A 12,454-nucleotide genomic window follows, 5' to 3' on the forward strand; every position below is an offset into this window, starting at 1 on the left:
CCTTATCTGTGCAGATGAAGCAGGTGGCCCAGCTTCTCTTGTTTTGTTGTCAGGTACTGTTTATTGTGCAGATGCTCCGGCATTTGAATCGGCACCCGTTCTTCTACTGTCAAACCGTAGCCAGTAAGCCCACGGATTTTTCGTGGGTTATTGGTCAAAAGCCGCATGCGTTGCACACCTAAATCCCGCAAAATTTGCGCACCAATACCGTAATCTCGCAGATCAGCGGCGAATCCTAGCTTTTCATTGGCCTCAACCGTATCCAAGCCTTCCTCCTGCAGCTTGTAGGCACGGAGCTTATTAATCAAGCCAATGCCTCTGCCCTCCTGGCGCATGTACAATAAAATGCCGCGTCCGTTCGCTTCGATCTGTTCCAATGCAGCGTGCAGCTGTGGACCGCAGTCGCAGCGGTATGACCCGAAAATATCGCCTGTCAAGCACTCCGAGTGCACGCGAACGAGAATGGGCTCATCCGGTCCGATCTCTCCCTTAATGAGAGCCACATGCTCTTTGCCATCCAGCTCGTTCGTATAGGCCGCTATTCGAAAATCACCGTAGGCGGTCGGAAGCTGCACTTCGATTTCCTTTTTCACCATGGATTCCGTCCGCATCCGATACGCTATCAGGTCTGCAATCGTAATCAGCTTGAACTCAAAGCGGCGTGCAATCTCTACCAATTCCGGCAGACGTGCCATGGAGCCATCCTCGTTCATAATTTCGCAAATGACTCCCGCTGGAATGCCCCCCGCCAAGCGAGCCAAATCAACTGCCGCCTCCGTGTGACCCGCTCTGCGCAATACACCGCCAGACTTCGCGATTAACGGAAAAATATGTCCCGGTCTGCGGAAATCTTCTGCGGTCTTCTGCTCATTGAGCATCGCCAAGACCGTTTGAGAGCGCTCGTGAGCGGATATCCCTGTGTGTGTGCTCCCTTCATCGATAGACACGGTAAAAGCCGTTCCTTGCTTGTCTGTATTGGCATTCACCATCGGAGCCAGCTGCAAGCGAGTTGCGTGCTCTTCTGTCACCGGCACGCACACGAGTCCCCTGCCATGCGTGACCATGAAGTTGATCATTTCAGGCGTAGCCGCTTCGGCCATGCAGACAAAATCTCCTTCATTTTCCCGATCCTCATCATCTACCACGATGACTGCCTTGCCCTGACGCAAATCTTCCAATGCTTCTTCTATGCGATGAAACATGCTTACTCCCTCCTACTCACGCGAAGCCATTTTCCTGCAAAAAGGCTAGACTGAGCCCGCCAGATTTTTCTGTACCGCCATGGTTTTGATAACCTAACAAGCGCTCCACATATTTGCCGATGACATCCGTTTCGAGATTCACCAAGTCCCCAGGTCGTCTGTCTGCAAGACTCGTATTCGCCAGCGTATGCGGAATGATCGAAACCGTAAAACCGCTATCGCTTACGTCCACCACGGTGAGACTGATGCCATCTATGCAAATCGATCCACGGGCAATGACGTACTTCAACAGCTGCGGTTTGGCCTCAATCCGGAACACAACTGCATTCGCATTCACCTCTCGTGAAGCAACTATTCCGGTCCCGTCTACATGTCCGGAGACGATATGCCCGCCGAATCGATCCCCCAGCCGCATCGCCCTTTCCAAATTCACTCGCTGTCCACTGCGTAATTTGCGCAAGCTCGTCTTATTCATTGTCTCTGGCATCACATCGACGCAAAACTGACGATTGGTATAAGAAGTAACCGTAAGGCAAATGCCATTGACCGAGATACTGTCGCCGAGCTTCACCCCTTCAAGTACCTGCTGTGCGCGGATGACCAGTCGGCTCGCCTGTTCGTTCCCTTGAATCGATTCCATCACGCCCACTTCTTCGACCAGTCCCGTGAACATGCTCTCTCCTCCTCACCTGCTACGTCTGATCCTCCCATTGTGGGTACCCGCTAATCTGTACATCGCCTTTCCCAATCGGAGTGATCATGACATTTGTCAGCTGCACTGCTTCTCCCATCGTTGCAAAGCCTTGACCACCGAACGGCGAGGGCGCACCGCTTCCTCCGATCAGCTTTAGCGCGATATGGCTCACGACCTTCTGAATCGCTCTCGCCTGCAAAAAGGAGCCGTTTACTTCCTGTCCGCCTTCCACAAGCAACGAGGTAATCCCCAGCTCCCCCAACGTATCTAGCACCTTTTCCACGCGAATTGGCCCTGCCGTTGTGATGACCTTAACTCCTCTTGCCGCAAGCAGTTCATGCTTTTCCCTTGGGGCTGCATCTGTCGTAAAGATCCATGTCTTCGCATCTGTATTCTGAACGACACGGGCATCCAGCGGCGTACGTAATTGGCTGTCCAAAATCACGCGAACTGGCTGGCTCCCAAAACGCTGCTCTCCCTTGCGAGCCGTCAACAGTGGGTCATCAGCGAGAATCGTCCCAACTCCAACCAGGATTGCATCATGCTGCCTGCGAAGTTCATGCACCTCTGCCCGAGCCTCTGCACCAGTAATCCACCGACTGTGTCCCGTGACCGAAGCAATTTTTCCGTCCAATGTACTGGCCGTCTTTACCGTCACAAATGGACGTCTGGTTTGGATGTAATGGAAAAAGACTTCATTGAGCGCCTTCGCTTCCTCTTCTCTCACGCCCACAGCCACTTCTACTCCTGCTGCCCGCAGCATCTCGATGCCTCGTCCCGCCACCAATGGATTCGGATCGAGCGTAGCTACAACCACACGACGTACATCAGCTGCGATCAACGCTTCTGCACACGGCGGTGTTTTCCCATAGTGACTGCAAGGCTCCAGCGTCACATATACGGTCGCACCTTGCGCTTTTTCCCCAGCCATCCGCAGTGCGTGCACCTCAGCATGGGGCTCTCCTGCCCGCAGATGCGCTCCCATTCCCACGATGGTTCCCTCTTTCACAATCACAGCTCCGACCATGGGATTCGGGCTGGTTTGGCCTCGTGCCGATCGTGCCAGCTCCAGCGCCAGATCCATGTACTTGCTGTCCTGTTCCATACCGCACTCCTTTCTGTTCCATCATTCCAGCCAAGCACAACGCAAAAAGCCCTTGAAACCTCACAACGTTTCAGGGCATAGGGAAAGAAGCCTTATCTCATCTGTTTTTGAAAAAACAAATGAAGAAAGCAAAAAATCTTCTTCCATCCGGACTGTACCGTCGGCTCTGGACTTTCACCAGATCAGTCGCTGCAAGCGTGGTCAGCGAGTCGCGGGCTCAGACGTACGTACGCCATTACCGCCGGTCAGGAATTTCACCTTGCCCTGAAGATTGTCGCTATGAAGTTTTATGAAAAATAAAAACGCCCATGAATATTATGCTCAGGGCGTTCAGAAAGAAGCCTCGCTTCTACCGTTTTTTGAAAAAAACAGCGAAACAGGCCGTTCCAAATACCTTCTCCCATCCGGACTGTACCGTCGGCCTTGGATTTGCACCAAGTCAGTCGCTATCAACTGCTTCGATAGCGAGTCGCGGGCTCAGACGTGCGTTCGTCATTACCGCCGGTCGGGAATTTCACCCTACCCTGAAGGCTGGTATTCAGTTAGGCAAAGTATAGCATATTTTTCGCTATTGTCTGTAATCATTTATTGGAGAAGTGCACTTTTACTCTTGCTCGCACATTTCGAGGACCGTCAGGAGTTCTTTCAAATCATTGATGTACGCTCTTGGCACAACACCATTTCGCTCCATGTCCAACTCATTCCCTTGATAGGCAATAAAAGCAACTTGTCCATCACAGGCCGCCTTGCCATCGATCCACGAATCTCCGATCATCGTCCAGGCCGAAACAGGCCAATCTGGCTTTCGGCTGCGAATATAGTGAACGCCAGAGGGAGATGGCTTCAATGTCGTCATCTGCTCGCGGGCGACGATTTCAGCGAAGTAGGAGGCGATTCCCGTCTCGTTCAAAGCCTCCATTGCAGCAGCATACGCGTTGTTGGTCAGGATATACAACTGGTAGCGGTTCTTCAACTCCTCCAGCACTTCTACCGCGTGTTGCTCCAGAACGGCACCATGCATCCCTTCCTTCTCGATCGTGGTTACTGCATCCCACATCGCTTGCTCCAACTCTGACGTCATCTGCTCCGCTTTTCGCCCGATCTCAATGAGCTGTGATGCGGTATGCTTTTCCCATTCAAATGTTGGGGAAACAATCCCATTGTCCACCCATAGCTGAAAAATGGCCCGCTTCATCTCGGTAAAATCGATCCTGGATTGCAACAAGGTGTTGTCCATATCGAAAATAATGCCTTTTTGAAAGGTTCTGCTCATTTTGTGCCTCCATTTTTGACAATAGTCGTGAATGATCCTTCCATTTTATCAAAAAAAGGACTATCCCTCCGTCATTTTATAACTTTTGGGACAGCCCCCTTTTTGGGGTTCGATATTGAGTTCCTATTGCTTCTTCTTGGCGCTATCTACTTCATACGGCACATCCTTTGGAACTCCTCCGGCTGGCCAGTCTTGTGCCTTTTTGGCAAAGTCCGGACGTGGCTTGGACAAAATATAGGCAGCTAGGTCCGCTGCTTCTTGATCGGTTAACGAGCCTTGCTTGATGCCACCCATTTCCCCTAAAGGCATATTACGCTGAATGTAGCCAGCCGCTTTGGAAATTCGAGCCATGCCTGCACCAATATTGAAGGAGTTATCCCCCCATAGTGCTGGGCCAGAGTTTGGACCTGTACCTGAACCATCAGCAGCATGACATTGTAAACACGATTTTTGGAAGAGGGCTTCTCCATTTGCCACATTCGGTTGAGGTACGGTCTTCATATCATTTTTCTCTATCCACGGGCGCTCTTTAATTCCTACTGGTACATCTGTTGAGATATATGTCAGATAGGCAACCATCGCTCTCATTTCGTCGCTGTTGTAAGGCAATGGCTTTCCGTTCATGCTTCGTTGAAAGCAACCATTGATCCGATCTTCAATAGTAATCACTTTTCCAGACCTTGGAATGTACTGGGGATAGACTGCGGTGACACCCGTTAATGGGGAGGTCGCATCCATTCCTGCATTACCGTGACAGCTGGAGCAGGAAAGCTTATTCCCTGTGTATTCAGGGATCACTGTGCTCGTTTCATTCATTAACTTATGTCCATACTTAATCGATTCTCCCAATGGCCCTTCTGGCACCTTGTCCATACTAGGCGGGGTGTAGGAATCTAAATTGATTGCTCCCGTTGCCCCACTCGCTGTTTTATCTTTGGCCTCATTCGGTGTTGAGGTGGGTTGAGCGGTCTGCTGTGTAGCGCAGCCTGCAAAGACCAGCATCGCCACTACAACCACAGACAGCTTCTTCCAGCCTGTCTTCTCTTTTTTGAACATAGGTCTCACTCCTCCATGTTGATCGTGCACTCACACCATGAGAGTAGCAAGAGGCGTGCCAAACCAAAGAAGCAGGAAAACGAACGACTTGGCGCTTCCAAACAGCAAGAAAAAGAAAAGACCATGCCAAAATGTCATGGTCAGTACGCGACAAAATGTCACGGTCGCAGCTCGTACTCTTCGATTTTTCGGTACAGATTACGCACGCTGATCCCCAGCTTCTCAGCTGTCTTGGTCTTGTTCCATTGCAGAACGTCCAGCACATGCTTGATATGTTCTCGCTCTACGTGTTTCAGTAAAAACGCCTCTTCCTCCCCCGATTCTGCAGAGAAAAGGAGCTTTCGATCTGACGGGTTGTGATGCACTGGCTGTTCATAAGGAAAGAGATCCTTGTCCTCAATCTCCTCTCCTTTTGCCAAAACGACAGCGCGTTCGATCATATGAGCCAACTCCCGGACATTCCCCGGAAATGAGTAGGCCAAAAGCGCTGCCTGGGCTTTCACAGAAAGGGGTTTGACTGGATACTTACGCTTCAGTCGATTCAAAAAGAAAGCCGACAATGGCAAAATGTCCTCTCTTCTCTGGGCGAGGGGTGGAATCGTTATATCCATGACATGCAGCCGGAAATAGAGATCGGACCGAAACGTTCCTTCTTCCACTTTCTTCTCCAGATCGGCATTGGTAGCAGCGATGATCCGAACATCCACCTTGTGCAAAATCGGGCTCCCTATTCGGCGAAATTCGCCGGTTTCCAGAAAACGGAGCAGCTTGACCTGCAAAGGAAAAGGCAAATCCCCTACTTCATCCAAAAAAAGCGTCCCCAGGTGAGCAATCTCTACCAGTCCCTTTTTTTGGGCAGTTGCGCCTGTAAAAGCTCCCTTTTCGTGTCCGAACAGTTCACTTTCCAGCATCGTTTCTGGTATCGCTCCCAAATTGATCGGTACAAATGCCTCTGCTGCTCGCTCACTACATTCATAGATGAGTCTCGCGATGACATCCTTCCCTGTCCCACTTTCCCCTTTCAAAAGAACGAGAAAATCCGTACTGGCTACTCGCTTGGCAGTTGCTAAGACCTCTTTTAGCTTCGGGCTTTCCGCAACGATTTGAAACGTCGTTTTCCCATTTGTCGACAGCGCTTCTCTCAACTGTTGGTTTTCCTCGGTCAACTGCTGTTTTTCTATGGCCTTGGAAATCAATACCTCCAATTCATTGAGGTTGTATGGTTTTGTCAAATAATCATAAGCGCCGCGTTTCATCGCTTCGATAGCTGTTTCGATGGTTCCGTGTCCCGTTACAACAATGATTTGAATGGCAGGAGAGGCTTCCTTGCACCATTGCAGAAAGGCGAGACCGTCCATCCCGGGCATTTTCAAATCAAGCAGAATCACATGAATCGTTTCGCTGGTTACTAGCTGCTGGGCGCTGATTCCGTCAGGTGCTTCCAGCGTGGTATATCCCTTTCTCTTTAATCGACTGGTTAATAGATGGCGGAAATCTGCTTCGTCATCAACAATGAGTATCCGAGTGTCAGTGTGCATCTTTTGTTCATTCCCCCTTTGCCGACGGCAGGATGACCGTAACAGTCGTGCCTATGTTTGGCGTACTTTCGATCTCGATTTCTCCGCCTAAATTCGTCACAATCCCATAGCAGACCGATAACCCGAGACCAGTCCCTTTTCCAGGAGGCTTGGTTGTATAAAAAGGCTCCAAAACATGCGGCAAATCTGCTGCAGGTATACCGCATCCATCATCTTTGATATACAGACGGAGCCGATCATTCGATGGAGAATCAGTTGCTATCTCAATATTTCCCCGCTCCTGGGTCGCGTACAGTGCATTGGTTAACAGATTGAGCAAGATCTGCTGAAGTTGTCCAGGGGTAGCGAGAAGAAACGGAGCAGAGGCCGACAGAGACTGGTTTACCGTTACCTGTTTGACACGTATTTCATGGGATAAAAGAATGAGAATGTCTGTTAGGACTTGATGAATATCTACTTGTTCTACGGTAACGGGTGATTTTCCCGAAAAGTGCAGCAACCGGGTCGTGATTTCCTTGCAGCGGTTAATTTGTTTGTCCATCGTGTCCAAGTATTGGGTAAGCTCTCCTGTGTCCTGTAAATCTCGAATATCCTCTTCCACGAGACGGTCCCGCAAGTCTTGTCCATACAACGACAGAATGCCTAATGGATTATTGATTTCATGGGCGATGCCCGATGCCAAGAGTCCAATAGCAGCGAGCTTGTCTGCTTGTGCGATTGCGGCTTCCAGCTCTCGTTTCTCCGTGATGTCTTCGATGACCTCCAGAAAAGCCGACGATTCTTTCTCCGGATGCAGAGGGAAAACCTGATGTCGATAAGAACGGACACGTCCATCCTGATCGACTCTGGAGGAAATAAGGTCAGTCTGATTTTGGTTTACCATTTGTCGTGTTCGGAGCATGCAACCACTGCATGAGCTGAAATGCTGACCAATCGTCTGATGGCAGTCTTTCCCCAGGAGATTTGCCGTATCCTGAAACCACGCCGACGCTGTTTGATTAATCCAGCGAATACGAAAACATTCATCTACGAGAATCAGTCCCATCCCCATGCCACTCACGACGAGATCAAGCCGTTTCTTTTCTTCCAGAAGCTGATTGGTCTTCGTCTCCAGACTCTGTGCCATTTCATTGCAGGACGCTGCCAGCCTGCCAATTTCATCTGAGGTCGTCACTGGTATTCGTACGGATAAATCGCCACCTGCGATTTTTTGCACAGCGGATTCGATCTTTTCCATTAATCGGCTAAATGAGACAGAAAACACAATGCTAATCCCCAACACGATAAGTGCGATGAATAAGGTCGTAAAGAGCAGAGATTGTTCCAATTTTGAAAAGGCAGCAAACGCCGTTTGGCTTGACTGTTCCAGCATAATGACCCAATGGGTGACGGAAGAACGCATGGCATAGTTGACCATGACCTCTTCATTGGAAGCCTGATACGTACGGATAACAGGCTTGTCAGTTCGATCTGGTAGTATCCAGGAGGGAGGAACCGCTTGTTCATAATAGGTCAAAGAGCCATCAGAAGGCTTACCCAACATAAACGGATCTGCAAACCTATTGCTTTTCCCATCCGTGACGAACAAATAGGCCTCGTTTTCATATCGAGCTCGCAGTGTGACCTGTTCGAGCAACTGTTTTACATTGAGCTTTGCGTACATGCCGCCTTTTACACCGTTGGCAGATACGTGAGGGATCGCGACCGTTACCAGCAGCTTCCCTTCCGCTGATCGGACAATGCTTCCGATGTATGGTTTTCCCGACTGGATGGTGGGAAGAAGCTTGTTGTCTTGCTCACTGACTATATCCACTCTTTGGTGTTTCCAGCGATTCAGCAAAAACTGCGGCCCTCCATCCTGATGAAAAAGCGCGACCTCCTCCATGTAAGGGGAGGTTTTTAATAACGTATTCAACAAAAAATAAGCATCATCATCGCTAGGGCGCTCTTTGAGAAAACGCTGCTGAACCACCTGCATGGATTGGGTCGTATGTAAAAAAAGCATATCCAACTGCGCCAATGTATTTTCCACGTAGATCTGATTGGCTCTGTCTACCTCTTCTCGAACCTTATCTTTACTCGTTTGCAAATTGATATAACCAAGAATCAGAAAAGGGATGATGGACATGCAAAGCCCAAACAGGAGCATCTTTGTCTTTAGTCGATTGATACGCGGTAGTCTGCTCCTCTTCATTTGTTCTTCACTCCATACCATTCTTGCGCCAATGACCACTGTTGATCGGTTACGGTAATAGGCAGCTTGGACAGGGAAGCAGCATTGACAACCAACCGCACGTCATCCGGCCATTCGATTGACAGATCGGTTGGAGGGACTCCATCCAACACCCGAGCCACCATATGAGCAGCCTGCATGCCTTGTGCATGAAAAGAAACGCCGTAAGCGGCAAACAAGCCAGCCTTCACCTGCTCGGGGTATGCGCCCATGACAAACAATTGCTTCTCGATCAAAAGAGGCAAGCAATCAGTAATCGCGTCTTCCAGAACATAGCTAGGTAAAGGAAGCATGGCGTCGTATTCTCCTGGAGAGAGCTTACTGAGCAATTGCTCCAAATCTCTTGAGGAAGCAACCTGCTCCACCTGCAAGCGAACACCAAGCAAGGAAGCGGCTGACCCTGCTTCTACGATTGCCCGCTCTGTCGTAGGAGCATGAGAATCGGCAATGATCAGAATCCGCTTGGCATCAGGCAACAAACGAGTTGTCAGCTCCAACCTTTTCCCAATCACATCCATTTGGCCATTGCTGATTCCACACGTAATTGTCCCCTCTGTCTCAACAAGCGGTAGCTCGACCAGTGAGGCGACACCGATAAAAACAATGGGAACCGTCGTTGTCTCCTGTTGAATCAAAAAGGTCTCGTGCGCCCCTGTCGTGACGACTACATCAGGCTTTTTGGAAATCAAGTCCTGGACAAGGGAGCGCTCCTCTTCAAGGGTTTGAGCCGCATTCAAATAGACAGGTGCATACTGAACACGTACTCCTTCACCTAGACCCAGCGATTGCAATCCCGCCTTCAATCCCGCTACTTTATCTTTTCGATCCTCATTGGCAATCACAATTCCTATCGTATATAGATCGACGTCCTGTTTTTGCTGACTACTGGACCAATCGAGCAAAGTTCCTGCCACTAACAAGATGAGAAAGAGGATTTTCCTTTGTTTTTTCATAGGTATCACATCCAACTCTCATCATAGCGGCAAATGATGGCAGAGAATGTGAATATTTAACAAACCTTGGTCAATGAATACGGACTTCCCTAAATAATATGTTTTTCCTGTTGTGTCAACGGTGGTTGCGTCATATTCAGTTGCTCGCAGCGTGATTGAAATGCAGTTCTTCTGCTACTGCAATATGTTAGCGCAGTTTTTTCAAGTCCATGCTTACGCTATTCCTTCTTTCCTAAGCCTTATAAAAAAAGCGACAGCAACGCGCTGCCGCTTTTTCCTATTCAGCGATTACGGAGTGCCGTCCGGTGTTTCCCCAGGAATCCGCGGCACATCCGGCTTGCCTTCCGGGTTGTTATACAAATACGTCGGTACATCGCCAATGATCAAGGAGTGGGTGATCGGGATTTTCGTCGTGACCGTCTGCTCCTCAGTTGCAAAAGGGATCACGATGCGCAGATCGACCTCCACAAAAATATATACTGTCGCCAGCACCATATTGATGCCTGCTTCCTTCAGCTCTGTCTCCAGCTTGGTTTTGACCGAGCCGATGGGCACGAAAGTCACCGGCAAATTCGGCCCCATTGATGCCAAAAAGGAGTTCCCGGTAGCCAAACCAAGCGGAATCGTGCGGTCTACTTTTTCTTGCTCGAACTCTTGGAGCTTGTTCTGGACTCTCGCTGTTGTTTCACCCACGATTCTTGCATATTCCTTGAAGTTGAACTGATACGCCTGAATCTGTCCCTCGTTGTTCTTCTCGATTTTGACAATCTGATTAAAGTCGACGCCCTGCTGCGAAATCCGCTTGGTTACGGCATCGGTTATCGCTTCTTTCGCCAATTGCTCGGCTTTTTGTGTCGCCAGGATCAAGAGAGTAGGCTCCAACCGATTTTGCAAAAACACAAGGGTCTGTATCGTCAAAACAAAAAAGATAACCAACGCGATCAAAAACGCTTTCGTACGTGAAAGCGGGTTTCTCCAACGCCGACGGGGTCGAAATACGGCCAATCCCGACACCTCCCAACTGGTACATCCTATGGTTAGGAGGTGGAAAAAAGACTACGTGTATCGAGAGCCCGGATTTCTATTTTTTTGAAAGAAAAACAAGATACAAGCCAAATCCGATCACCCCTGCGACAAGCATCAATTGGGCAAAGACCAGCATTCCGAATAAAGTGAAGGCACCCGCCAAGAATGGAGCCATAAGAAAACCAGCGAAATACCCGCTTCGACTCAAGAGCCCCTGCACCCCCATCACCTTGCCGCGCAGCTCGTTTTGGGCTTGTTGCAAAAGTGTGCTCTCATATACCTGTGCTGCCCCGGAAAAAAGACCAGCAAATACCAGAAGCATAAGCACAGACACAGCATGGTTTGCCGCGAATGCCCCTACAATCCCTACGGAAAAAACAGCATAAGCGATGAGCATCCCATTCACGAGCTTTACCCGCAAACGAGCTGCCACGTATGAGCCAATCAAGCCTCCGATACTCATCGCCGTCCACATCAATCCGTGCAGGGTAGCGTCACTACCGTGCAATTGATCCGCCAAAAAAGGCAACCCGTAATTATACGCAGACGTACTGAGCGATACGAGAAAGGCTAACAAGCTAATCGTCAATAGTACAGGCGTTTCCCGCAAGTAACGAAGGGTGACACGAAAGCTGCTTGCTGCTTTTGACGTAGCTAGCGCATTGTCCCCCTTCTCCTCCCACCGAAGTCCCGTCAGAATCCATGCTGAGAAAAGAAAGCTGGCGGCATCCAAAGTGATCACAATGGTATAACCATAGTGATCTGTCAGCCATCCTCCCAGCATGAAGCCCATGATGCCTACCAAAGACTCCAGCCTGACCTTTAATCCATTGATCTGAACCAGTTGCTCACTCCCAAATATTTGTGGCAAGGATGCCTGAAAGCTAATATGAAACAGCGTATACAGCATTCCGTTGAGAAAGGCCGCAGCGATTAATACATACGGTGTCGGATAAAAAGCGATAGCCAAAATAGCAAGACCGGCCCCCATGTCGCTTGCGATCATAGTGCGCCTTCTGTCCATTCGATCAGCCAACATGCCTGCCAGGGGACTAAACAGCATCCCCCCTAGCTGTCTTGCAACGAAAAAAGCGGTCATCCAATAAGCACTATGTTCAAATGTAAAAATCAACGCGCTACACGCGATCAAATTCATGCGTGATCCCAAGGATGACAACGCATTGACATACAAATACCATTTTATATTCATCTGCATCCAAACCTCCCGATCATGACAGGTGGTTTGAATCAACGCCCCCCTCTAGTGGGTGCGTACACTGATTATGGCAGTTGACATGCGCATGCCTCCTCAAAATTGAAATAAGAAGCTCAATTGTCCGGAACATTCTGACGGGGGCGCTTCCCCAAATCGTC

Annotated in this window: 10 protein-coding genes and 2 riboswitches; all 10 genes read right to left on the minus strand. The window is 49.5% G+C overall.

Going from position 1 to position 12,454, the window contains the following annotated elements; genetic code table 11:
* Window positions 1–2: 2 nt before the first annotated feature.
* Complete coding sequence (locus FO446_RS23560) at window positions 3–1,202, minus strand: bifunctional 3,4-dihydroxy-2-butanone-4-phosphate synthase/GTP cyclohydrolase II (protein WP_237899246.1); 1,200 nt, start codon at window positions 1,200–1,202, stop codon at window positions 3–5.
* Between the two features lie 16 nt (window positions 1,203–1,218).
* A complete protein-coding gene (locus tag FO446_RS23565) occupies window positions 1,219–1,875 on the minus strand; it encodes a riboflavin synthase (RefSeq protein WP_237899248.1) in 657 nt (218 codons plus the stop codon).
* A 19-nt stretch (window positions 1,876–1,894) separates the two neighbouring features.
* The gene (ribD, locus tag FO446_RS23570) at window positions 1,895–3,001 is read right to left on the minus strand and encodes a bifunctional diaminohydroxyphosphoribosylaminopyrimidine deaminase/5-amino-6-(5-phosphoribosylamino)uracil reductase RibD (RefSeq protein WP_237899251.1); all 1,107 of its coding nucleotides are present in this window, start codon (window positions 2,999–3,001) and stop codon (window positions 1,895–1,897) included.
* A gap of 131 nt (window positions 3,002–3,132) precedes the next feature.
* A riboswitch (FMN riboswitch) is annotated at window positions 3,133–3,277 on the minus strand.
* A gap of 112 nt (window positions 3,278–3,389) precedes the next feature.
* A riboswitch (FMN riboswitch) is annotated at window positions 3,390–3,537 on the minus strand.
* 68 nt (window positions 3,538–3,605) lie between these two features.
* Complete coding sequence (locus tag FO446_RS23575) at window positions 3,606–4,274, minus strand: HAD family hydrolase (RefSeq protein ID WP_173610035.1); 669 nt, start codon at window positions 4,272–4,274, stop codon at window positions 3,606–3,608.
* A 123-nt stretch (window positions 4,275–4,397) separates the two neighbouring features.
* A complete protein-coding gene (locus FO446_RS23580) occupies window positions 4,398–5,330 on the minus strand; it encodes a c-type cytochrome (protein WP_237899253.1) in 933 nt (310 codons plus the stop codon).
* A 158-nt stretch (window positions 5,331–5,488) separates the two neighbouring features.
* A complete protein-coding gene (locus FO446_RS23585; RefSeq protein WP_237899255.1) occupies window positions 5,489–6,868 on the minus strand; it encodes a sigma-54-dependent transcriptional regulator in 1,380 nt (459 codons plus the stop codon).
* A gap of 7 nt (window positions 6,869–6,875) precedes the next feature.
* On the minus strand, window positions 6,876–9,062 hold the full coding sequence (locus tag FO446_RS23590; protein ID WP_237899258.1) for an ATP-binding protein: 2,187 nt from the start codon (window positions 9,060–9,062) through the stop codon (window positions 6,876–6,878).
* A complete protein-coding gene (locus tag FO446_RS23595) occupies window positions 9,059–10,054 on the minus strand; it encodes an ABC transporter substrate-binding protein (RefSeq protein WP_237899259.1) in 996 nt (331 codons plus the stop codon). The genes FO446_RS23590 and FO446_RS23595 overlap by 4 nt, the downstream gene beginning before the upstream one ends.
* Window positions 10,055–10,342: 288 nt before the next feature.
* Window positions 10,343–11,068 (minus strand): sporulation protein YunB, encoded by a 726-nt coding sequence (yunB, locus tag FO446_RS23600; RefSeq protein WP_173610030.1) that lies wholly within the window; start codon window positions 11,066–11,068, stop codon window positions 10,343–10,345.
* Window positions 11,069–11,135: 67 nt separating this feature from the next.
* Window positions 11,136–12,290, minus strand: coding sequence for an MFS transporter (locus tag FO446_RS23605; RefSeq protein ID WP_237899260.1), 1,155 nt, complete (start codon window positions 12,288–12,290; stop codon window positions 11,136–11,138).
* Window positions 12,291–12,454 lie beyond the last annotated feature (164 nt).

This window comes from Brevibacillus brevis, from assembly GCF_022026395.1.
Lineage (GTDB): Bacteria > Bacillota > Bacilli > Brevibacillales > Brevibacillaceae > Brevibacillus.

Bases quoted from the DNA above. Each gene is read 5' to 3' on its own strand.
- FO446_RS23605 (WP_237899260.1), bottom strand. From the start codon at position 12,290: ATGAATATAAAATGGTATTTGTATGTCAATGCGTTGTCATCCTTGGGA.
- FO446_RS23565 (WP_237899248.1), bottom strand. From the start codon at position 1,875: ATGTTCACGGGACTGGTCGAAGAAGTGGGCGTGATGGAATCGATTCAA.
- FO446_RS23575 (WP_173610035.1), bottom strand. From the start codon at position 4,274: ATGAGCAGAACCTTTCAAAAAGGCATTATTTTCGATATGGACAACACC.
- ribD (WP_237899251.1), bottom strand. From the start codon at position 3,001: ATGGAACAGGACAGCAAGTACATGGATCTGGCGCTGGAGCTGGCACGA.
- FO446_RS23595 (WP_237899259.1), bottom strand. From the start codon at position 10,054: ATGAAAAAACAAAGGAAAATCCTCTTTCTCATCTTGTTAGTGGCAGGA.
- FO446_RS23590 (WP_237899258.1), bottom strand. From the start codon at position 9,062: ATGAAGAGGAGCAGACTACCGCGTATCAATCGACTAAAGACAAAGATG.
- FO446_RS23585 (WP_237899255.1), bottom strand. From the start codon at position 6,868: ATGCACACTGACACTCGGATACTCATTGTTGATGACGAAGCAGATTTC.
- FO446_RS23560 (WP_237899246.1), bottom strand. From the start codon at position 1,202: ATGTTTCATCGCATAGAAGAAGCATTGGAAGATTTGCGTCAGGGCAAG.
- FO446_RS23580 (WP_237899253.1), bottom strand. From the start codon at position 5,330: ATGTTCAAAAAAGAGAAGACAGGCTGGAAGAAGCTGTCTGTGGTTGTA.